The following is a 20,074-nucleotide window of genomic DNA, read 5'->3' as shown; positions in this document are numbered from 1 at the left end:
ATCAGGCCTTGGAGGTCCGGGCTCTCTGCGTGCGCAGCGCAACCGCGAACGACAGCTGCGCCACGATGCCCGCTCCCGCCAGCACGATGGCCGAAGCCAGCGCCGGGTTCGCGTGCCCCATGCCCGCGAGCGCGGTGCACAGCGCGCCCACGGCCATCTGCGTGAAGCCGTAGAGGCCCGAGGCCGAGCCGATGACCTGCGGGTTGACGCTGATCGCCTGCGTGAGTGCCGGCGGCGAGGCCATGCCCACGCCGACGGTGAAGAGGAACATGCACGCGACGATCAGTGGCACCGAGAGATGGCCGCTGAGCGCCGCGCCGAGCAGCACGAAGGCCGCCACCACGCTCAATGCGTTCGATCGCGTCATCAGGCGGTCGACGCGCACCCGCGAGATCAGGTGGCTGGTGAGAAAGCTGCCGAGCCACACGCCAGACACCAGGATGGCAAGGTAGATGCCCGCCTCGTGCGCCGGCCGGTGCAGCTGGTCGACGAAGATGAAGGGCGCCGAGGCGATGAAGGCGTACATGGACGTGGTGGCGCAGCCGCCGCCGATGGAGAAGCCCAGGAAGGCCGGCGAGGCCAGCAGCTTGCGGTAGTTGCGCCCGAGCTCGCGGGCGTTCACGGCGGCGCCGGGCGCGCCGGTCTCGGGCAGCATGCGCCAGGTGAAGAGAAAACCGACCACGCCCAGGCCGAAGAGCGCATAGAAGATCGAGCGCCAGCCCAGCGTGGTGGCGAGCGCGCCGCCGATCAGCGGCGCGAGGCTGGGTCCGACGGTGACCATCAGGTTCATCAGCGCGAGGCGGCGCGTGGCCTCCTGCGGCTCGGCCGTGTCGCGCACGATGCTGCGGCCCAGCACGAGCCCCGAGCAGCCGCCCACCGCCTGGAAGAGCCGCGCCGCAATGAGCGAATGCACCTCGGGCGCGAGCGCCGCGGCAAGGCCCGCCACGCAGTAGATGCCCAGCCCGCCCAGCAGCACCGGACGCCGCCCGAAGCGGTCGGCCAGCGGGCCGTACACCAGCTGGCCCAGCGCGAGACCGAGGATGTAGAGGCTCACCGTCATCTGCATCTGCCCGATGCCGGCGCCCAGGCCCTTCGCGGCGATGGGCAGCGCGGGCACGAAGATGTGCATGGCCAGCGTGCCGCTGAAGGTGACCAGAGCGAGCAGCCACAGCGGCGCGTGCGGGCGGCGCGGCGGCTGAGCGGATGTCGGCGTCATTGCTTGATGCTGGCCGGCGTCGAGCCCTGCGCAAGATGGGCTTCGTCAGGCTCCCAGCCGCCGCCCAGCGCCATGAACAGCACCACCTGGTCGTCGGCCAGCTGCGCCTCGCTGGCCGCGAGCGCGGCTTCGCTGGCGGCCAGCGAGCGTTCGGCGTCGAGCGAATCGAGGTAGCCGGTGCGGCCGTTCTGGTAGAGCTGGCGCGCCTGCGCCGCGACCTTGGCGCTCTCGTCGCGCGAGGCCTGCAGGGCAGCGCGGCGGTCGAGCTCGCGTGCGTAGGTGGCGAGCGCGGTCTCGGTCTCGCGCAGCGCGGTGAGCACGGTGCCGTCGAACTTGGCGAGCGCGGCGCGCGTGCCGGCCTCTGCCTGCGCGATACGGGCCTGCGCGACGCCGGTGTTCGGAATGGTCCACGAGATCAGCGGACCGAGGCTCCAGGCGAAGGTGTCCTTGCGCCCGAAGCCGTCGGCATGGCCCGCGGAAGAGCCCGAGAGCCCCAGCGTGACCTTCGGATAGAGCTCCGCAGTCGCCACGCCGATGCGCGCGGTCGATGCGGCGAGGCTGCGTTCGGCCTGGCGGATGTCGGGGCGGCGGCGCAGCAGCGCGGCGCCGTCGCCCACCGGCAGCACGCCGGCCACGCGCGGCGGCACGGTGCAGTCGGCCACCTCGCGCGGAAAGTCCTGCGGCAGCGCGCCGGTGAGCGTGGCGAGACGGTAGAGCGCGCCCTGGCGCTCGGCCTTCAGCGGCGGCAGCGCGGCATTGAGCTGCTGCAGCTGCGCACGTGCGCGGTTCGCGTCGATGGCGCCGGCACGGCCCGCGCGCTGCAGGCGGTCGGTGACGTTGACGGCGTCCTGCTGCAGCGAAACGGACTTCTGCGCGATCTGCAGCCGCAGGCCGGTCGAGCAGGCTTCGGCGTACGCGCGTGCGGTGCCGGCCGCCACGTTCACGCGCACGAGGTCGAGCGCGGCTTCGGCGGCCTGCGTGCTGGCTTGGGAGGCCTCGATGGCGCGCCGGATCTGGCCGAACAGGTCGACCTGGTAGGAGAGCGACGCGCCCGCGCTGTAGTTGAAGGTGCTCGGCGGCTCGTAGCCCTTCTGCAGCAGCGACAGGCCCGAGACGTGGCCGAACGAGGGGCCGCCGTTGACGCCGATGGTGGGGTACCTGGCGCCGGTGGTCTCGTCCTCGATGGCGCGCTCGCGCTCGAGGTTCGCCACGGCCTGGCGCAGGTCGGTGTTGTGCGCGAGGGCCTGTTCGACCAGCTTGTCGAGCAGCGGGTCGTGGTACAGGCGCCACCAGTGGGCGGGCAGCGGCGCCGCGTTGGCGGGCGCCTCTGCGAAGGGCTTGCCCGCTGCAGGCTGGCTGGCCAGCGCCTCGGGCGGCTGCCTGTAGTCGGGGCCGACCGCCGCGCAGGCCGCGAGCGCGGCGGCGGCGGCCAGCGATGCGATGCGGAATGCGAAGCTGGTCATGTCGTTCATCCCTTCTGTGGCGTGGAGGCCGTTGCCGCCGTCTTCTGCGCCGGCTTGTTCTCCAGCACCTGCACCGTGACCGTCTGGCCCGCGACGAGGCGCGCGCCCTGCGGCAGCGGGTCGAGCTTCACGCGCACCGGAATGCGCTGCGCGAGCCGCACCCAGTTGAAGGTGGGGTTCACGCTGGGCAGCAGGTTGGCGCTGGTGGAGCGGTCGTGGTCGGCGATGCCGGCGGCCACGCTCTCGACCGAGCCTTCGAGCACAGCGCCGCCGCCCATGGGCGTGACGCGCACGCGGTCGCCGAGGTGGATGCGCGGCAGCTTGGTTTCCTCGAAATAGCCTTCGACGTAGAACGACTGCGCATCGACCAGCGCTAGCACCGGCCGGCCCGCCGCGGCATAGCTGCCCTGGCGCAGGTCGAGGTTGGTGACCAGGCCGTCGGCCGGTGCGCGCACCTGGGCGCGCTGCAGGTTGAGGCGGGCCGAGTCGAGCGCCACTTCGGCCTGCGCGACAGCAGCCTGCATCTGCTCGACGCGCGAGCGGGTCTGTTCGCGCGACTCCTTCGACACCAGCTCGTCGAGGCCGGCATTGCGCGCGTTCTCGCGCTGGGCCTGCGCGCTCACGGCGCGCTGCGCCGCGAGCGCGGCCTGCGCCTGGCGCACGGCGAGGTCGTAGCGCGCGCGGTCCACTTCGAAGAGCAGCGCGCCGGCGGCCACAGGCTGGTTGTCGTGGATGGGCACTGCCGTGACCAGGCCCGAGACGTCGGGCGCGATCTGCACGACGTTGGCGCGCACGCGGCCGTCGCGCGTCCACGGCGCGAGTTCGTAGTGGTCCCACAGGCGCAGGCCGGCCCACACGGCGGCGGCGACCACGGCCAGGGTGAAGAGAACGCGGCCCAGGCGCTGGGCCCACGGATTGCTGTCGTCGGAAGTTCGGGCGGCTTTCATTGGAATCTCGTTGTTGTCATTGGAGGTAGGCGCTGGCGCGGCTGAGCGCGTAGAGCAGCAGCAGGTAGAGCGCCATGTCGAAGAGGGCCGGGTGCCACACCCAGCGATAGGCGCCGGTGGCCGCGAGCAGGCGGCGCACGCCCCACAGCACGAGCAGCGCCGCGAGCGCGAGCACCATGATCCAGGGCAGGTACAGGCCGTAGAAGCTGGCTTCGCCGATCATGCGGAAGCTCCTTGCGAAGTGAGGGACGTGCCCGCGAGCGAGGGCGGCGCGTCGGGAAAGAGATTGCGGCGCAGGCCCACCAGTGCGGTGACGGCCGAGCGCGAGGCTGAAGAAGACGACGACGCGGTGTCGCGCGCATCGAGCACGGCGCCGAGCGCCTCGTCGATCTGCGGCAGCAGGCCCGGTGGTCGCGGATTCATGCGGCCCTCCGCGCGCTGTCGGAAGAAGCGCGAGATGCCGCCCAGCAGCGCGGCCGAAGTGGCCAGCGGCAGCTGGCCGCGCACACGCTGCAGCACGGCGATGTCGGCACCCATGCGCAGGTCGCGCAGCGCGTCGTTGGCGGCCACGCCCTCGACGGTGCCGCCGGCCTGCGCGATGCGCGGCGCGAGCAGGCCGATGCGGTCGAGCATGCGCACGGCGTAGGCGTCGCTCTGCGCGTACTGCGGATGCGACGAGGCGGCCATGTCGCCCAGCTCGCGCCAGGTGGCGCGCTGGATGCGCCGCGCGCTCCAGTCGGCGCCCACCGAGCGCACGAGACGCGTCACGCGCGCGGCGACGACCACGCCGACGATCTGGCCGATCATGCTGTTGATGAAGCTCACCAGGTCGGAGCTGGCGGTGTCGTGCATCGCCAGCGTGCCGCACACGCCGAAGATCAGCGCCATCGCGGGCATGAAGTGCGTGGGACGCGGCAGGTAGAAACCCAGCAGCAGGAAGAGCGGCGCACAGATGACCACCAGCATGCCGAAGTCCTGCACCGTGGGCATGAGCACCAGCACGTAGACGGCCGAGATCGGGATGGACCACAGCGTCCACTTCAGGAAGCCGTGGATCGCCGGCACCGGGTCGTCCATCGTCGCGAAGAAGCAGCAGAAGACGGCGGCCATCATGGTCGCGGCCGAGCCCATGGGCCAGCCGGTGACGATCCAGAACGCGCCGCACAGGCAGATGGCGATGACTGCCGCCAGGGCCGACAGCAGCGCCATGCCGTAGTCGCGGTGCAGCACGCGGCTGCCGAGCGCGGCCGTGCGGCGCAGCGGCGCGGCGCCCTTCAGCCCCTCGTCGATGTCCTGGCGCAGCTGGGCGCAGGCGTTCCAGCCGTCGACGAGCTCTTCGAGGCGGCCCGCGAGGCCGATGCGCAGCGCGCTGCCCCAGCGGGCCTGCGGATCGGCGTCGGGCGGCGTGGCGCCCAGGGCGTCGATGGTGCGGCGCAACTCCTGCAGGCGCGCGGCACGGGCAGCGGCGTCCCCAGGGGCGTCGGCCTCTTCACGCAACCACTGAGCGGCCTTCGCGAGCACGGCGGCCACGTCGGGGGCGATGACGCCTTCGGCCTGCTCCAGCGCCAGCAGGCGGTCTTCGACGGCGGAGAGCGCGGGCGTGAGCGCGGCGACGCGGTCCTGCATCGCGCGGATGGCGCCGGCGGTCCAGCGCAGGTGAGTGGTGTCGAAGGGAACGTGGGTGGAGAGAAGGCGCAACTGCGTGATGTCGCCGGCGAGGCGGCGTCGGTCGTCGTCGAGGCGCCGTGGCTCGGCACTGCTTCGGCCGGCGGGCTGGAAGAGGTCGCCCAGCCACTTGCGCGCGTCCTGCAGCGTGCGGTCGAGCAGGCCCAGCACGGTCGGCGCGAGCCCCGCGGGCAGCACGAGGCTGTGGATGAGCGTGGCGCAGAAGATGCCCAGGCCGATCTCCTCCACGCGGGCCACGGCGGTGTCGAACAGCGCAAGCGGCGTCTGCACCGACGGAAAGCCGATCAGCGCCGCCGTGTAGCCCGCGAGCATGAACACATAGGAGCGCGGCGTGCGGTCGAAGAGCGAAATGCACAGGCACAGCCCCACCCACAGCGCGAGCACCAGCGTGAGCAGCTCGGGCGCGTTGGACAGCGCTGGCACCAGCAGCACGGTGGCGGTGCTGCCGATGAGCGTGCCGAGGAAACGGTAGACCGCCTTGGAGCGCACCGCGCCGGCCAGCGGATGGGCGACGACGTAGGTGGTCATGAGCGCCCAGAACGGACGCGGCAGGCCGGCGCGGCTGGCGAGGTACATCGCCAGCATGGCCGCGGCGAAGCTCTTGCCGGAAAAGAGGATCTCCGCGCGGCTGAAGCGCGGCAGGCTGAACGAGGCCATCTGCTGCTACCTGCGCCCTTCCTGCGTCGGCGCGAGCGGCGGCAGGCTCTGCACGGCACGCACGCCCATGCGCTCCTCGAGCACGCTGAACACGCGCAGGCAGGCGGCGACGTCCTCGTCGGACACGCCGTCGAACAGCGACACCCGCATCAGCGTCAGCGCCGCCTCGATGGGTTCGCAGACGGCCTTGCCGGCCTCGGTGAGGTGCAGGGTCTTGGCGCGGCGGTCGGCCGGGTCTTCGCGGCGCTCGACGAGGCCGGCTTCCACCAGCTGGTCGACAGAGCGCACCAGCGACGGGCCCTCGATGCCCAGCGCCTCCGCCAGCACGCCCTGGCGCACATCGCCGTTCATGCGCCCGAGCATCACGATCGGATAGGCCAGCGTCTGCGACACGCCCACATGTGCCACCGCCTTGTCCGCCGCGGCGCGGTAGCCGCGCTGCAGCACCGCCAGCGACGTGCCGAGGCGCATCAGTGCCTGTTCGCGCGTCGGTTGGATGTTGGCTTGGTCGTTCACGATAGCCGCCTATTAATTAGCATGCTATCGATTATACGGGTAACTACCAATCCGTGCAGGCGACAAGGCTCGCGCCCGCCTTCAGGGCCGAAGGACGTGAAAAAACGGAAAGGAAGGGAAAGAAAAGTGTGAAGCCCGCCGATAAGCCGGATTCTGTGCACCGCGAGCCCCTTGCGGAACCCGCGGCGTGACCGCCATTACTCTGGGCCGCCTGTCACCAGACGGCTCGATGCCACCTACCCGCCAGCTCAGCGGAACCACCTCGATACTGGCCTACTTGGTGTTGCTGCGCGCAGAGATTGCCCGTTTCACCCGAACTGAATCGGCTCGTCTCTGTTGCTCTGATCCTCACCTCACGGTGGAGAGTCGTTAACTCCTGCGCTGTCCTGTGCAGTCCGGACGTTCCTCCAGTGCGGCCTTTCGGCACTTGCACCAGCGGCGGTCTGGCGTGCTTCACGGGGTGGATTATCGCCCGGCGCGGCGCCGGGCCTACAGCGCCAGCACGCGGGCGATCTCGCGCGCCGCATCCTGCGGCTGAGTCACGGCGGTGTCGATGACCACCTCGCCGGGCGGCATCGCACGCTCGCAGGCCTCGAACTGGTCGCGCAGCTGCCGCAGCAATTCAAGGGAGCGCAGCTTCCCGAATTCGGCCCGGCTCGCGGCATCGATGCGCTTCTCCTGCTCGTCGCGCGAGAGCTTCAGCTGGACGAACATCGTGCTGCCGCCCTCGGCCGCCACGGTCTCGACCACGCGCTGCGGAAAATCGGCAGCCACCGAAGGCTCCGGCGCAAAGGTGAAGATCAGCGAGCGCCCGGTTCGCGCGGCCTCGCGCATGGTGGCGAGCCACATCTGCTCGCGCAGCTTCACGAAGCTCTCGCAGCCGAAGGGAAACACCGCCGCGACGGCGTCGACGACCAGGTGGTTGTGGAAGACCGCGAAGCCGCTGAGCTGCCCCAGCGCACGCGCGATCGTCAGCTTGCCGGAAGCGACCGGCCCATGGATGAACACCAGTTTCATCCGGCCATTCTGCCAAGGCACTCCGCGGCCGATCAGGGAGATCGGGGCCGAAGGCACACGGGCTGGTCTCACAATGCGCGTTGTCCGTCCGACAAACGCATCGATCCAAGGAGATTGCATCCATGAAGGCCCAGAACATCCTCCAGACCATCGGCAACACGCCGCACATCCGCATCAACCGCCTGTTCGGCAATGCGAAGCAGCAGGTGTGGATCAAGTCCGAGCGCGCCAACCCCGGCGGCTCGATCAAGGACCGCATCGCGCTCGCGATGGTGGAAGACGCCGAGAAGAGCGGCGCGCTCAAGCCCGGCGGCACCATCGTCGAGCCGACCTCGGGCAACACCGGCATCGGCCTGGCGATGGTGGCGGCCGTCAAGGGCTACAAGCTGATCCTGGTGATGCCCGACAGCATGTCGGTGGAGCGCCGCCGCCTGATGCTGGCCTACGGCGCCACCTTCGACCTCACGCCGCGCGCCAACGGCATGAAGGGCTCCATCGCCCGCGCGGAAGAGATCGTGGCCGGCACGCCCGGCGCATGGATGCCGCAGCAGTTCAACAACCCAGCCAACATCGACGTGCACGTGCGCACCACGGCCGAGGAAATCGCGGCCGACTTCCCCGACGGCATCGACGTGCTGATCACCGGCGTGGGCACGGGCGGCCACATCACCGGCGTGGCGAAGGTGCTCAAGAAGAAGTGGCCCAAGCTGCAGGTGTTCGCGGTGGAGCCGGTGGCATCGCCGGTCATCTCGGGCGGCCAGCCTTCGCCGCACCCGATCCAGGGCATCGGCGCGGGCTTCATCCCGAAGAACCTCGACACCTCGCTGCTCGACGGCGTGCTGCAGGTCGACGCGGAGCCCGCGCGCGAAATGGCCCGCCGCTGCGCGCGCGAGGAAGGCATCCTGGTGGGCATCTCCTCGGGCGCCACGCTCGCGGCCATCGCGCAGAAGCTGCCGTCGCTCGCGCCCGACGCGGTGGTGCTGGGCTTCAACTACGACACGGGCGAGCGCTATCTGTCCGTAGAGGGCTTTCTGCCGGCCTGAAGGTTCTTGTCGCGAAACACCACGGAACCGGCTTTGCCGGGCCGTCGGTGTTGCCCCCGGTAGGGGGTTGGCGTAGCGACACGCAGTGTCGCGCAGCCTGGGGGCGAGTAAAATTGCTGGCTGCTTGATAGTCACAAGCCCCACGCCATGCTGAGAATCTCCGAACTCAAACTCCCGCTCGACCACGCGCCAGAGGCGCTGGCCGAACTGATCGCCAGGACGCTCGGCGTCCCACTCGAAGCGATCGCTTCCCACACCGTCTACAAGCGCAGCTTCGATGCCCGCAAGGCCGAGCTGCTCACCGTCTACATCTGCGACGTGCAGCTGTCGGACGCGAAGCTCGAAGCCGCCCTGCTCGCCAGGCACGCGGGCCATCCGCACATCCAGCCGGCGCCCGACATGCGCTACACGCCCCCGGCCAGCGCGCCCGAGGGCCTGCCGACGCGGCCCGTGGTGATCGGCTTCGGCCCCTGCGGCATCTTCGCGGCGCTGATGCTCGCGAAGATGGGCTTCCGCCCCATCGTGCTCGAACGCGGCAAGACCGTGCGCCAGCGCACCCGCGACACCTGGGGCCTGTGGCGCAGGAGCGAGCTCAACCCCGAGTCGAACGTGCAGTTCGGCGAAGGCGGCGCCGGCACTTTCTCCGACGGCAAGCTCTACAGCCAGATCAAGGACCCGCGCTTCCTCGGCCGCAAGGTGATGAAAGAGTTCGTGAAGGCCGGCGCGCCGCCCGAGATCCTCTACGTCGCGCATCCGCACATCGGCACCTTCAAGCTGGTGAAGGTGGTCGAGAACATCCGCGAGCAGATCGTGGCGCTGGGCGGCGAGATCCGCTTCGAGCAGCGCGTGACCGACGTGCGCATCGAAAGCGGCCACCTTCGCGGCCTCACCGTGCTCGACCAGGCCACCGGCCAGAGCAGCGAGCTTCGCGCCGACCACGTCGTGATGGCGCTGGGCCACAGCTCGCGCGACACGTTCGCGATGCTGCATGCGCGCGGCGTGCACATCGAGGCCAAGCCCTTTTCCATCGGCTTCCGCGTGGAGCACCCGCAGGGCCTCATCGACCGCGCGCGCTGGGGCCGCCACGCGGGCCATCCGCTGCTGGGCGCGGCCGACTACAAGCTGGTGCACCACGCGAGCAACGGCCGCTCGGTCTACAGCTTCTGCATGTGCCCGGGCGGCACCGTGGTTGCGGCCACCAGCGAGCCGGGCCGCGTGGTCACCAACGGCATGAGCCAGTACTCGCGCAACGAGCGCAACGCCAACGCGGGCATCGTGGTGGGCATCGACCCGCGCGATTTCCCAGGATGGGAATCGAATTCCCCGGGCGATGCGCTCGCAGGCATCGCGCTGCAGCGCGAGCTGGAAAGCAACGCCTTCGTGCTCGGCGGCGGCGACTACCGCGCGCCCGGCCAGCTGGTGGGCGACTTCATCGCCGGCAAGCCTTCCACCGCGCTCGGCAGCGTGATCCCCTCGTACAAGCCGGGCGTGACGCCGACCGACCTGCACAAGGCCCTGCCCGCCTACGCCATCGAGGCGATGCGCGAGGCCTTCCCCGCCTTCGGCCGCAAGATCAAGGGCTTCGACACGCACGACGCGGTACTCACCGGCGTCGAGACGCGCACTTCGTCGCCGATCAAGATCACGCGCGGCGACGACTTCCAGAGCCTCAACGTGCGCGGCCTGTACCCCGCGGGCGAAGGCGCGAGCTACGCGGGCGGCATCCTGTCGGCCGGCGTGGACGGCATCAAGGTGGCCGAGGCCGTGGCGCGCAGCGTGCTGACCGAGTCGGAGCGCGAACGCACCGCGAGCGTCTGATGCGGCAGCAGTCTTCCATCCGCTTCGAACGCCCCACCCTGGGCCACCTGATCGTCGCCACGCTGGCGATGGCGGCGGTGGTGCTCGCCTCCAACATCCTCGTGCAGTTCGCCATCAACGACTGGCTGACCTGGGGCGCCTTCACCTACCCGGTGGCCTATCTCGTGAGCGACCTCGTCAACCGGCGCTTCGGCCCCGGCATGGCACGGCGCGTGGCGTGGGTGGGCTTCGCCGTGGCGGTGGGCGTGTCGCTGCTGCTGGCGCCGGTGCGCATCGCGGCGGCCTCGGGGCTGGCCTTCATCGCTTCGCAGCTGCTCGACATCGGCGTCTTCGACCGCCTGCGCCGCGGCCTCTGGTGGCGCGCGCCGCTGGTGGCCACGGTGATCGCCGCGGTGCTCGACAGCATCGTGTTCTGGGGCATCGCCTTCGCGGGCACCGAGGGCCCATGGCTCACCTGGGCGCTCGGCGACCTCGCGGTGAAGCTGGCCGTCGGCGTGCTGATGCTGCTGCCTTTCAGGCTACTGATCGGCCGCCAGGCCGCGCGCGCCTCGGCCGCCATGGGCTGACGCCAGCCATGGAAACGACAATGCACCGAGCGCCCCATCCACTGCACCGCGCCGAACGCGCGAGCGCATTCCACTGAACCACTTCCTGCTTTCTTCGCGCCTTCGCGCCGGATTTCCAGAATGACCGAAGCAACCACCGCCAACCCGAACAACAAGTCGCGCCGCCCCCGTGGCGAGCGCATGGACATGGCGCAGCAGCTGCAGGCCCTGCGCGCCGGCACGGACGGCGCGGCGACCGCGCCCGAAGCCGATCAAGCCCCCATGCAGGCCAGCAGGCAGCGTCCGCAGCATCAGCAGCAGCGCAAGAAGGCGCAGGGCCGCCAGCAGCCTTCGCAACAGAAGCAGCAACAACAGCCTCAGCAGCCCGCTCGCCCGCAGCGCAAGGTGCACCCGGCGCTCGAGCGCCTGTTCGAGCTGTACCCGAACCTCTTCGGCGCGCGCTTCCTGCCGCTGAAGCTCGGCGTGTACGAAGAGCTGATCGCCCGCCACCCCGACGACTTCAAGGCCGAAGACCTGAAGGTGGCGATGGGCCTGCACGCGCGCTCCACCCGCTATCTCGAAAGCGTGGCAGCCGGCCATCCGCGCCATGACCTCGACGGCAACGTCGCCGAGCCGGTCGCGCCCGAGCATGTGCACCACGCGATCCTCGAGCTGCACCGCCGCCGCTCGCAGCGCACCGGCGAAGACCTGCGCCCCCAACTGGTAGCGCGCCTGGCTCGCGCCGTCGAAGCCTCTGGCCTCGACCGAGAGGCCTACGCCGTGCTGGTGCGCTCGCGCGACGCGAACAACAACGCCGTGCTCGACGAAGCCCTGGCCCTGCTCGCGGAACAGGCCGCCAAGCGCGAGGCGCTGCTGCGCGCCTTCGAGGCCAGCGGGCGCAGCGAGAAGGAGTTTGCGGAGATGTACGGCATGACGCAGGGCGAGGTCACGCGCACGCTGCAACGTGCGCGGGCCGACCGGACCGCGGCTGCCGCCGCGCCGCAAGCAGCGGAGGCGCCGCAGGCTGCGGCTGCGCCCGAAGCAGCGGAACCCACGGCGGCTCCCGAAACCCCGGCGGCCGACTGAGCCGGTCCAAGCGCTGGATCGGCCGTGGGCCGGGAGTCTTCCCACTGCAGTCAGCAGCCAGCCTGAGCGTGTCATTCGGCGTTTTTTGCGCCATGGCATCTGGATCATCTGGGACGGCCGTGAACGACAACAGGTGCTGGCGTCGAACAGGCGCAGTCACTGGCATCGCATCAAATCATAATGGATGTTTTTCAGACCTTTAAGTGGATAAATTTAGCATTTGAGCTACAATTCAATCCTTTAAATAGCAAGACATCCTCATGCTCGATGTCGCGTTCGCCACCGTCCCGGAACTCGTGGAGGCCCTCGGACAGCGCTTGCGCGCGCAACGCATCGCGCAGTCGCTGACCCAGGCCGAGCTGGCCCAGCGCGCCGGCGTCTCGGGCAGCGCCATCAAGACGCTGGAGTCCACCGGCATGACGACGCTGGAAACCTTCGTGCGCGTCATACAGGCGCTGGGCCTGGTCGATGAACTCGCCGACCTGCTGACCCTGCGGCCGACCACCAGCATCGCCGCCATGGAACAGGCGCAGGCCGCGCAGCGTCAGCGCGTTCGCCATCCGCGCAAGCCCCCGCCGCAGGGCCGCCGACAAGACCGCCAATGAAGAAGCTCACCGTCCTCTACGAAGGCTGGGGCCAGCACTGGCCCCTGGGCACCCTGGCCGACGACGGGCGCCAGATCATCTTCGAGTATTCGGCCGACGCGCTTGCCAACGGCATCGAGCTGTCGCCGCGCCACCTGAAGCTGCGGCCAGCGGCCTACGGTCCGTTCCCAAAAGAGATGGGCTACCTGCCGGGCCTCATCTACGACAGCCTGCCCGATGGCTGGGGGATGCTGCTGATGGACCGGCTGTTCCGCAAGGCGGGGCGTGACCCGGCGCGCGTCTCGCCCCTCGACCGGCTGGCCTTCATCGGCGCACGCGCCATGGGTGCGCTCTCCTTCATCCCGCCGCAGGACGATGGCATGCCAACGGCCGACTGGAGCCTGCTGCAACTGGCGCAGGCGGCACGGAACGTGTCCGACGACGACGTGACGGCGCTGCGCATGCTGGCCCAGGCCGGCGGTTCACCGCACGGGGCCCGTCCCAAGGCATTGGTCCGGTTCGACGCCGCGACCCGCACTGTGAGCACCGTCGACGATGCCGCAGGCGAGCCCTGGCTCGTCAAGTTCCCGGCCCAATCGGAACACCCCGAGGTCTGCGCCATCGAGCACGTCTATGCGCAGATGGCGCGCGCATGCGGCATCGTCATGGGGCCGACCGAATATTTCGACCTGGGCGCGAACCTCGCCGCCTTCGGCACCCAGCGGTTCGACCGCGTGGAACACGTGCGCGTACCCGTCCACTCCCTGGCCGGCGCCCTGCATGCCGACTTCCGGGTGCCCTGCCTGGACTACGAAACCGTGCTGCGCGCCACCGGCTTCTTCACCCAGAACGCGCACGAGGTCATGGCCGCCTTCCGGCTGTGCGTGTTCAACGTGGTGTTCAACAACCGGGACGACCACGCGAAGAATTTCTCGCTGCGCATGAACGAGGCACACCGCTGGGACTTCGCGCCTGGCTACGACCTCACCTTCAACCCCGGCCCGGACGGAAACCACCAGACCTCGGTGATGGGCGAGGCGCTCGCGCCCGGCAGACCTCACCTGCTGGCCCTGGCGGCCAAGCTGGGCCTGCGCGCCCGCGACGTGCAGCACGTCATTAATCACACCTGCTCGGTGGCGGCAGACCTGGAAAGCGCCTTGTGCGATGCCCCGGTGCGGCGCGAGACCGTGGCCGTCATCGCAGACGCGGTCGCCAGCAATGTGCGGCGCTGCAGCGCCTAGCTGTGCCCGCCTGCTTCGCCGCCGAGGCTTTTCGGCCAATGCTGCCGGCCCGGGCATCGAAGTCATCGAAGCTGAGCCGGGTATCGAGGCGATCATCGATGCCCTCATCGATGCGGCAGTAGATGAGCCTCAGCCGCCCGGCATGCTTCTGGCCGATCTCCGCAACCTGAAGCGCGAGAAATGGGACTTGCTTTGCCCGATGGACCTCTGCGCAAGGCGTAGAAAGCCGCCCAGCGGCTTTTCCTTGTCGAACCGCGGGCCGGATGGCCCGTCTGTCCCGCTCAGCGCTGCGCGTTCTGCAGCGCCGCAATGCGCTCCTCGATCGGCGGGTGCGTCGCAAACAGCTTGCCGATGCTGCCCGTGATGCCCATCGCTTCAACCGCCTTCGGCAGTTCACCAGCCGGCAGGCCGCCCAGTCGGGCGAGCGCGTTGACCATCGGCTGGCGATTGCCCATGAGGGCGGCCGAGCCGGCGTCGGCGCGGAACTCGCGCTGGCGCGAGAACCAGGCCACCACCATCGCGGCGGCGAAGCCGAGCACGATGTCCAGCACGATGGTGCTCACGTAGTAGCCGATGCCGGGGCCCGAGCTGCGGTCGTCGCCGCGGCGCAGGAAGCTGTCGACGGCATAGCCGATCACGCGCGACAGGAACACGACGAAGGTGTTCATCACGCCCTGGATCAGCGTCATGGTGACCATGTCGCCGTTGGCGATGTGCGCCACCTCGTGGCCGATGACGGCCTCGACCTCTTCGCGCGTCATGTTCTGCAGCAGGCCGGTGGACACCGCCACCAGCGACGAGTTCTTGAACGCGCCCGTCGCGAAGGCATTGGGCTCGCCTTCGAAGATGCCGACCTCGGGCATGCCGATGCCGGCCTTGTCGGCGAACTTGCGCACCGTGCCGACGATCCAGGCCTCGTCGGGCGTCTGGGGGTTGTCGATCATGTGCAGTCCGGTGGTCCACTTGGCCATCGGCTTGCTGATGAGCAGCGAGATGATCGCGCCGCCGAAACCCATCACCAGCGCGAAGCCGAGCAGCGCCGTGAGGTTGAGCCCGTTGGCCGTGAGGAAGCGATTGACGCCGAGCAGGCTGGCGACCACGCCGAGCACCGCGACGACCATCACGTTGGTCAGGACAAACAGAAGGATACGTTTCAAGTTGAATTCTCCGTGGGGAAATCTGCCATCCAGATGAGGGCCCCGGGGCTCTCTTCAAGCCGCATTCAAGCGGTTCGCGGCATGGAAGCCCTGGGTGTTGTGTGTGTTCTTGGAGCTCCGGTCGGCGGCAGCCGGGTGGAGCCATGATAGGAGCAAAAGTTCTAGGCCCCCGGTATTCCCCGACCGGCCAAGGGCCTGAAGACCTTCGGATCGTCATAGAACTGTGCGGCCTCGTTGCCGGCGCACCAGCCGGGCACGCCGAGCACCGGCAGCGGCACGAAGGGCTTGCGCCCGAGCCGTTGCGCATCGAGCATGCCCGCCACCGAGACGTCGTCGAGCGCCGCCGGGCCGTTTTCTCCATCCGCCGGCAGCAGGACGTGCGCGGTGATGGGCTTTCGCGGCGTCACCAACTTCTCGAGCAGCGCATGGCCGAAGAGCACCAGCCGTGCCTCGCTCCACAGCCCGCGCCCGCTGACGAAGAGTGTGTGCCAATCACGCGCGACCAGCGCCCGCCACAGCGCGGGCGGCGCATCCAGCAGCGCGCCGTTCTCGTCGAACAGCGTCAGTGCGTCGCGCAGCGCACCGCGCGTGGCACCGACGCCGTCGCGCGCGATCTCGCCGGCCTGCAGTTCATTGAGGCGGCGCTTGGTCCGTGGAAAGGCGAGCCAGACCAGGCCGTTGAAAAAGTCGTGCAGGTTGTCGCGGGTCGGCACCGTTCGGGTCCGGAAGATGTGGGCCTCGTAGGCCTGCCCGGCGGGCAGTTCGTGCTGCCGCACGAAGCCGGGCGCTGATTCGGGCCTGATGCCCTGCAGGGCATCCGCCACGCAGCCATCGTTGCGCGCGACAGCCTGCGCTGCCGCCTCGCCATCGGCGCGATAGGGCGCGAGCCATGGCTGCGCCCAGTCGATCGCCGGCAGGGTCAAGGCGCGGGGGCGCCGGTCCAGCGGATGCGGTCCGGGTGCTGCATCAGCGCGAACTCCGCGGTGAGCTTCTCGAAGAGCTTGAGCGAGCTGCTGTTCTTGCCGAGCAGGCCCGCGGTGCGCAGGGCCTTGGCGACGTCGTTGAGCGGCACGTCCTTGCCGCTGCGCAGGGCCGGGGCAGCCTGAAGGATGAATTCGGCTGCTTCCGACGGAGGCGGCGGCTGCTGCGGCTGCACCTTGGCGGCTGCCTTCGCCTTCGTCGTCTTGCGTGCCGCGGCCTTCTTCGCGGCCGGCTCGGCCTTGGCGCGCGGAGCCTTCGCAGCGGCCGTCTTCTTCGCGGCCACCGTGCGCGCGGCCGGCTTGGCGACGGCGTTGTGCGCGATGTCGGTGAAGGCGTCGTAGATGCCGATGGTTTCGTCGCCGGTCTTGCCCTGCTGGCCGATGCCGCAGACGCGGCAGCCCTTCTCGCGCAGGCGGATCACCAGCGGCGCGAAGTCGGAGTCGGAGGACACCAGCACCACCACGTCGGGCCGCTCGGCGATGGCGAGGTCGATGGCATCGACCGCGAGCGCGATGTCGGTGCTGTTCTTGCCGGTCGACAGGTTCACCATCGGCCGCACCGAGAGGCGCTTGAAGAGCGCCTGCCGGTTCACCGCCATCTCGGCGTTGCAGTAGGCGCGGCGCACGTGGATGGCGCCGTATTCGTCCATGGTGCGCTGCACCGCCTGCTCGATGACTTCGGCCGACACGTTGTCGGCGTCGATCAGCAGCATCACGCGCAGCGAGGGAACCGTCATGCGAGCTTCCAGCCGACGGTCTCGCCACCGCGCAGCGGCTTGAGCGTGGCGTCGCCGTAGGGCACGGTCTCGGGCACGGTCCAGCTCTCGCGCTTGAGCGTGATGGTGTCGGTGTGGCGCGGCAGGCCGTAGAAGTCGGGGCCGTGGAAGCTCGCGAAGCCCTCGAGCTTGTCGAGCGCGCCCGCGTTGTCGAAGGCCTCGGCGTAGAGCTCGATGGCGGTGAGCGCGGTGTAGCAGCCGGCGCAGCCCAGCGCGTGCTCCTTCAGGTGCGCCGGGTGCGGCGCGCTGTCGGTGCCCAGGAAGAAGCGGTCGCTGCCGCTGGTGGCCGCCTCGACCAGCGCCACGCGGTGCGTCTCGCGCTTGAGCACCGGCAGGCAGTAGTAGTGCGGGCGGATGCCGCCGGTGAAGATGGCGTTGCGGTTGTACAGCAGGTGGTGCGCGGTGATGGTGGCAGCCGTGAAGCGGCCGGCGTCGCGCACGTAGTGGGCGCCTTCCTTCGTGGTGAGGTGCTCGAACACCACCTTCAGTTCGGGGAAGTCGCGGCGCAGCGGGATCATCACGCGGTCGACGAACACGGCCTCGCGGTCGAACAGGTCGATGGCCGGGTCGGTCACCTCGCCGTGCACCAGCAGCAGCAGGCCGTGCTTCTGCATGGCTTCGAGCGTCTTGTAGGTCTTGCGGATGTCGGTCACGCCGGCATCGCTGTTGGTGGTGGCGCCGGCCGGATACAGCTTGAGCGCGCGCACGCCTGCTTCGGCAGCCAGCGCGATCTCTTCGGGCGGCAGCTTGTCGGTGAGATAGAGCGACATCACCGGCTCGAAACGCGTACCCGCGGGCACGGCGGCGCGGATGCGGTCGCGGTACGCCACGGCCTGCGCGGCGGTGGTCACCGGGGGGCGGAGGTTCGGCATGATCAGCGCGCGGCCGAACTGGCGGGCGCTGTGGGGAACGACGGCTTCGAGTGCGGCGCCGTCGCGCACGTGCAGGTGCCAGTCGTCGGGGCGGGTGATCGTGAGGGTGTCTGTCATGGCGGGCCGATTGTCGCATCGGCCTCCTCCCGGCCGCGCAGGCCTGGATCACGCCAGCAGGTACTCCCGCACCAGCGAACGCGCGCGGTGCAGCCGGCTCTTGACGGCGCCCGCCGGCTCGCCGAGCCGTTCGGCGATTTCCGCGATGGTCAGCTCCTCGAAATCGCGCAGCAGAACCACTTCGAGGTAGTGCGCGGGCAGCGATTCGAGCGCATGGGTCAGGTCCAGCCGCAGCGCGGCGTCGCCCCGGCTGGCCAGCTGCCGCTCGGCCACCTCATCGCCATCGTCGTCCAGGGGGTCGTGGCGGAACATCGCGCGCTGCAGCCTCAGGCATTCGCGCCGGATGACGGTGAAAAGCCACGCCGAGAACGCCGCCGCGGCCTTTAGCGCCCGCACCTTGCGCGCGACGACCAGCAGCGACTCCTGCACCGCGTCGTCCACGTCGCTGGCCTGGCAGTGCCGCCAGGCGTAGCGGCGCGCGTCGGCCTGGCAGACCGCGAGCAGGCTGGCGATGGCGGCCGGGTCGCCGGTCTGCGCGGCGTGGATCAGGCCGGTGCGGTCGGTGCCGGAGGCCACGGTTCAGCGCCCTTTTCCGTCGAGCTTGCGCCCGACCATCGCGCACATCGGGCAGAAGCCGAACAGGCCTGTCAGCGCCAGCATGGCGCCCATGAGGGCGACGGCCACGGCAAGCCCGAAGCCGGCGGTACTCCAGCCGATGGCGGCGAAAGCGAGGCCGGCGAGGCCCATGGCGATGCGCAGCGCGCGTTCCCAGCCGGGTAGGTTCTTGGCGTAGAGCATGGCGATTCCTTCGATCCTTCTTGAGTGCTGAGGAAGACCCTCGGACACGAAGAGGCGCCGAGCCCGCGAAACGGTTCGCGGGATGCGCGGATTTTCTTTTTTTCTTTTCTTCTACGCGGGCGCCGCCATCGCCAGCGCGAGGTCGTCCAGCCAGCGCGCCTGCGCCTCGGCACGCTCCTCGGGCGGCAGCCGCAGCAGCGCCGAAGGATGCAGCGTGACGAGCACGGGCCGGCCGTCCCCGCGCTCGCGCAGCCAGGCGCCGCGCTCGGCCTGCACCGCCACCGGCCGCCCGAGCAGGGCGCGCGCGGCGGTGGCGCCCAGGGCCACCAGCGCCTTGGGCTGCACGAGTGCGATCTCGCTGTCCAGCCAGTGGGCGCAGGCCTCGGCCTCGCGCTGGCCGGCGGTCTTGTGGATGCGGCGCTTGCCGCGCAGCTCGTACTTGAAGTGCTTGACGGCATTGGCCAGGTAGACGCTCTCCCGCGCCCAGCCCAGTTGCGCCATCGCGCGGTCGAGCAACTGGCCCGCCGGCCCGACGAAGGGCCGGCCCGCCAGGTCCTCCTGGTCGCCGGGCTGTTCGCCGACGAGCATGTGATGCGCGCCGGCCGGGCCCTCGCCGCACACGGCCTGGGTGGCGAGCGCGCCGATCGGGCAGGCGCGGCAGCCGTGCGCCGCGGCGCGCAGCGCGTCCAGGTCGGCGGGCGCCGCGCCTTCGGCCGGGCGCGGATGCATCAGCAGCGGCGGGCGGATGCGGCGCGCGGGCGTGGCCGGCGCTTCGATCATCGACTGGCTGCGCGCCTCGGCCGCATCGGCCAGCGGCTGGATCAGCGCGGCCTCGGGCAGGTTGTGCCAGTAGCGGCGCGGCATCTCGCGCCGCATCGTCGCGAGCTTGAGCCGCGCGGGGTTGAAGATGTTCTCGTAGTAGGTGAGCCAGAGCTGCTCGCCCTCGTCGGGCGCGGGCTTCTGGCGGCGGTCCGCGCCCTCGCGGAACGACAGCGCCTGCCCGTCCCATTCCACGCACCGCCGCGGCGTGAGGATGGCCCAGCGCATCTGCGCGAAGCGGCGCGCGAAGAAAGGCGCGTTGGCCTCGACGATGCGGTGCTCGGGCTCGAACCACGCGACGTGGCGCTCGGCGCCCTGCGCGTCCACGACGCGGGTGAAGCGCACGAAGGCGCGCATCTTGTGGATGTCGCGGCGCACCGAGCGGGCCATGAGCTGCGCCTGCATCATGTCGGCGTCCAGCGGGTCGTGGCGCAGCGCCGACTCGTGCACCAGGCGCCACAGCAGGCGGTAGAGCAAGGCCAGGCGCTGCGCGTCGCGGTGCAGGATCACGTCGGCGCACAGTTCGACGAAGGATGCGGGCACGGCCTGCCGGGCTACCGCTGGTTGCACCCGCGCGGGCGGCAGGTCCGGCGCTTCGCCGAACAGATCGTTGCCACCTTCGCTCCATTCGACCTGCTCCGGCGGCACGCCGGCAGCCAGCAGCCGCCGCGCATGGCCGCGGAAGGCATCGAGATCGACCGGGTCTTCGAGACACACGCGCATGCCGATGCCAGGC

Annotated in this window: 20 protein-coding genes and 1 other RNA gene; 6 read left to right on the top strand and 15 right to left on the bottom strand. The window is 70.1% G+C overall.

Annotated elements, in window-relative coordinates; translation table 11 throughout:
* Position 1: 1 nt before the first annotated feature.
* From ABL838_RS04555 to ABL838_RS04520, 8 genes are all read right to left on the bottom strand, one after another.
* A complete protein-coding gene (locus ABL838_RS04555; protein ID WP_418124418.1) occupies positions 2-1,216 on the bottom strand; it encodes a multidrug effflux MFS transporter in 1,215 nt (404 codons plus the stop codon).
* Positions 1,213-2,688, bottom strand: coding sequence for an efflux transporter outer membrane subunit (locus tag ABL838_RS04550; protein WP_418124416.1), 1,476 nt, complete (start codon positions 2,686-2,688; stop codon positions 1,213-1,215). The genes ABL838_RS04555 and ABL838_RS04550 overlap by 4 nt, the downstream gene beginning before the upstream one ends.
* Positions 2,685-3,626 (bottom strand): HlyD family secretion protein, encoded by a 942-nt coding sequence (locus ABL838_RS04545; RefSeq protein ID WP_184634634.1) that lies wholly within the window; start codon positions 3,624-3,626, stop codon positions 2,685-2,687. Before ABL838_RS04545 ends, ABL838_RS04550 begins: the two co-directional genes overlap by 4 nt.
* A 16-nt stretch (positions 3,627-3,642) precedes the next feature.
* Positions 3,643-3,849, bottom strand: coding sequence for a DUF1656 domain-containing protein (locus tag ABL838_RS04540; protein WP_019658367.1), 207 nt, complete (start codon positions 3,847-3,849; stop codon positions 3,643-3,645).
* Positions 3,846-5,969: an FUSC family protein gene (locus tag ABL838_RS04535; RefSeq protein WP_418124415.1), complete on the bottom strand. Its 2,124-nt coding sequence runs from the start codon at positions 5,967-5,969 to the stop codon at positions 3,846-3,848. The genes ABL838_RS04540 and ABL838_RS04535 overlap by 4 nt, the downstream gene beginning before the upstream one ends.
* A gap of 6 nt (positions 5,970-5,975) precedes the next feature.
* Positions 5,976-6,440: a MarR family winged helix-turn-helix transcriptional regulator gene (locus tag ABL838_RS04530; protein WP_126021706.1), complete on the bottom strand. Its 465-nt coding sequence runs from the start codon at positions 6,438-6,440 to the stop codon at positions 5,976-5,978.
* A 171-nt stretch (positions 6,441-6,611) separates the two neighbouring features.
* Positions 6,612-6,940: RNase P RNA component class A (rnpB, locus tag ABL838_RS04525), an RNA gene on the bottom strand.
* 34 nt (positions 6,941-6,974) lie between these two features.
* Entirely contained in the window at positions 6,975-7,502 is a 528-nt protein-coding gene (locus ABL838_RS04520; protein ID WP_184634630.1) for a shikimate kinase, read from the bottom strand.
* Between the two features lie 122 nt (positions 7,503-7,624).
* Between ABL838_RS04520 and cysK the strand changes: the two genes are divergently transcribed.
* From cysK to ABL838_RS04490, 6 genes are all read left to right on the top strand, one after another.
* Positions 7,625-8,545: a cysteine synthase A gene (cysK, locus tag ABL838_RS04515; RefSeq protein WP_019658370.1), complete on the top strand. Its 921-nt coding sequence runs from the start codon at positions 7,625-7,627 to the stop codon at positions 8,543-8,545.
* A gap of 147 nt (positions 8,546-8,692) precedes the next feature.
* On the top strand, positions 8,693-10,363 hold the full coding sequence (locus ABL838_RS04510) for an NAD(P)/FAD-dependent oxidoreductase (RefSeq protein ID WP_418124413.1): 1,671 nt from the start codon (positions 8,693-8,695) through the stop codon (positions 10,361-10,363).
* Positions 10,363-10,929, top strand: coding sequence for a VUT family protein (locus ABL838_RS04505; protein WP_126021479.1), 567 nt, complete (start codon positions 10,363-10,365; stop codon positions 10,927-10,929). The genes ABL838_RS04510 and ABL838_RS04505 overlap by 1 nt, the downstream gene beginning before the upstream one ends.
* Before the next feature lie 120 nt (positions 10,930-11,049).
* The gene (locus tag ABL838_RS04500; RefSeq protein WP_418124411.1) at positions 11,050-11,994 is read left to right on the top strand and encodes a ProQ/FINO family protein; all 945 of its coding nucleotides are present in this window, start codon (positions 11,050-11,052) and stop codon (positions 11,992-11,994) included.
* A gap of 260 nt (positions 11,995-12,254) precedes the next feature.
* Complete coding sequence (locus tag ABL838_RS04495; protein ID WP_418124409.1) at positions 12,255-12,599, top strand: helix-turn-helix domain-containing protein; 345 nt, start codon at positions 12,255-12,257, stop codon at positions 12,597-12,599.
* Positions 12,596-13,819, top strand: a complete 1,224-nt coding sequence (locus ABL838_RS04490; protein WP_418124407.1) for a type II toxin-antitoxin system HipA family toxin — start codon at positions 12,596-12,598, stop codon at positions 13,817-13,819. The genes ABL838_RS04495 and ABL838_RS04490 overlap by 4 nt, the downstream gene beginning before the upstream one ends.
* 281 nt (positions 13,820-14,100) lie before the next feature.
* On the opposite strand, the gene htpX is transcribed toward ABL838_RS04490, so the two are convergent.
* From htpX to ABL838_RS04455, 7 genes are all read right to left on the bottom strand, one after another.
* Entirely contained in the window at positions 14,101-14,976 is an 876-nt protein-coding gene (gene htpX, locus ABL838_RS04485; RefSeq protein ID WP_176667782.1) for a protease HtpX, read from the bottom strand.
* A 161-nt stretch (positions 14,977-15,137) separates the two neighbouring features.
* Positions 15,138-15,899, bottom strand: a complete 762-nt coding sequence (locus ABL838_RS04480; RefSeq protein WP_418124404.1) for a DUF3025 domain-containing protein — start codon at positions 15,897-15,899, stop codon at positions 15,138-15,140.
* Complete coding sequence (locus ABL838_RS04475; RefSeq protein WP_418124403.1) at positions 15,896-16,693, bottom strand: NYN domain-containing protein; 798 nt, start codon at positions 16,691-16,693, stop codon at positions 15,896-15,898. Before ABL838_RS04475 ends, ABL838_RS04480 begins: the two co-directional genes overlap by 4 nt.
* A complete protein-coding gene (pyrC, locus tag ABL838_RS04470) occupies positions 16,690-17,721 on the bottom strand; it encodes a dihydroorotase (RefSeq protein ID WP_418124401.1) in 1,032 nt (343 codons plus the stop codon). Before pyrC ends, ABL838_RS04475 begins: the two co-directional genes overlap by 4 nt.
* A gap of 48 nt (positions 17,722-17,769) precedes the next feature.
* Positions 17,770-18,297, bottom strand: coding sequence for an RNA polymerase sigma factor (locus ABL838_RS04465; protein ID WP_418124399.1), 528 nt, complete (start codon positions 18,295-18,297; stop codon positions 17,770-17,772).
* A 3-nt stretch (positions 18,298-18,300) separates the two neighbouring features.
* Positions 18,301-18,519 (bottom strand): DUF2892 domain-containing protein, encoded by a 219-nt coding sequence (locus tag ABL838_RS04460; RefSeq protein WP_418124397.1) that lies wholly within the window; start codon positions 18,517-18,519, stop codon positions 18,301-18,303.
* 111 nt (positions 18,520-18,630) lie between these two features.
* Positions 18,631-20,061 carry a UdgX family uracil-DNA binding protein gene (locus ABL838_RS04455; RefSeq protein WP_418124395.1) on the bottom strand — a complete coding sequence of 477 codons (1,431 nt, stop codon included), beginning with the start codon at positions 20,059-20,061 and terminating at the stop codon, positions 18,631-18,633.
* Positions 20,062-20,074 lie beyond the last annotated feature (13 nt).

The sequence above is a fragment of the Variovorax sp. 160MFSha2.1 genome (genome assembly GCF_048305075.1).
GTDB classification, from domain to species: domain Bacteria; phylum Pseudomonadota; class Gammaproteobacteria; order Burkholderiales; family Burkholderiaceae_C; genus Variovorax; species Variovorax guangxiensis.
The sequence above is the reverse complement of the archived record's forward strand: the minus strand, read 5'-3'. Positions and strand labels throughout refer to the sequence as shown.

Excerpts from the sequence above, each read along its gene's own strand:
- ABL838_RS04555 (WP_418124418.1), bottom strand. The coding sequence starts at position 1,216 with ATGACGCCGACATCCGCTCAGCCGCCGCGCCGCCCGCACGCGCCGCTG.
- ABL838_RS04550 (WP_418124416.1), bottom strand. The coding sequence starts at position 2,688 with ATGAACGACATGACCAGCTTCGCATTCCGCATCGCATCGCTGGCCGCC.
- ABL838_RS04545 (WP_184634634.1), bottom strand. The coding sequence starts at position 3,626 with ATGAAAGCCGCCCGAACTTCCGACGACAGCAATCCGTGGGCCCAGCGC.
- ABL838_RS04540 (WP_019658367.1), bottom strand. The coding sequence starts at position 3,849 with ATGATCGGCGAAGCCAGCTTCTACGGCCTGTACCTGCCCTGGATCATG.
- ABL838_RS04535 (WP_418124415.1), bottom strand. The coding sequence starts at position 5,969 with ATGGCCTCGTTCAGCCTGCCGCGCTTCAGCCGCGCGGAGATCCTCTTT.
- ABL838_RS04530 (WP_126021706.1), bottom strand. The coding sequence starts at position 6,440 with ATGCGCCTCGGCACGTCGCTGGCGGTGCTGCAGCGCGGCTACCGCGCC.
- ABL838_RS04520 (WP_184634630.1), bottom strand. The coding sequence starts at position 7,502 with ATGAAACTGGTGTTCATCCATGGGCCGGTCGCTTCCGGCAAGCTGACG.
- cysK (WP_019658370.1), top strand. The coding sequence starts at position 7,625 with ATGAAGGCCCAGAACATCCTCCAGACCATCGGCAACACGCCGCACATC.
- ABL838_RS04510 (WP_418124413.1), top strand. The coding sequence starts at position 8,693 with ATGCTGAGAATCTCCGAACTCAAACTCCCGCTCGACCACGCGCCAGAG.
- ABL838_RS04505 (WP_126021479.1), top strand. The coding sequence starts at position 10,363 with ATGCGGCAGCAGTCTTCCATCCGCTTCGAACGCCCCACCCTGGGCCAC.
- ABL838_RS04500 (WP_418124411.1), top strand. The coding sequence starts at position 11,050 with ATGACCGAAGCAACCACCGCCAACCCGAACAACAAGTCGCGCCGCCCC.
- ABL838_RS04495 (WP_418124409.1), top strand. The coding sequence starts at position 12,255 with ATGCTCGATGTCGCGTTCGCCACCGTCCCGGAACTCGTGGAGGCCCTC.
- ABL838_RS04490 (WP_418124407.1), top strand. The coding sequence starts at position 12,596 with ATGAAGAAGCTCACCGTCCTCTACGAAGGCTGGGGCCAGCACTGGCCC.
- ABL838_RS04475 (WP_418124403.1), bottom strand. The coding sequence starts at position 16,693 with ATGACGGTTCCCTCGCTGCGCGTGATGCTGCTGATCGACGCCGACAAC.
- pyrC (WP_418124401.1), bottom strand. The coding sequence starts at position 17,721 with ATGACAGACACCCTCACGATCACCCGCCCCGACGACTGGCACCTGCAC.
- ABL838_RS04460 (WP_418124397.1), bottom strand. The coding sequence starts at position 18,519 with ATGCTCTACGCCAAGAACCTACCCGGCTGGGAACGCGCGCTGCGCATC.
- ABL838_RS04455 (WP_418124395.1), bottom strand. The coding sequence starts at position 20,061 with ATGCGCGTGTGTCTCGAAGACCCGGTCGATCTCGATGCCTTCCGCGGC.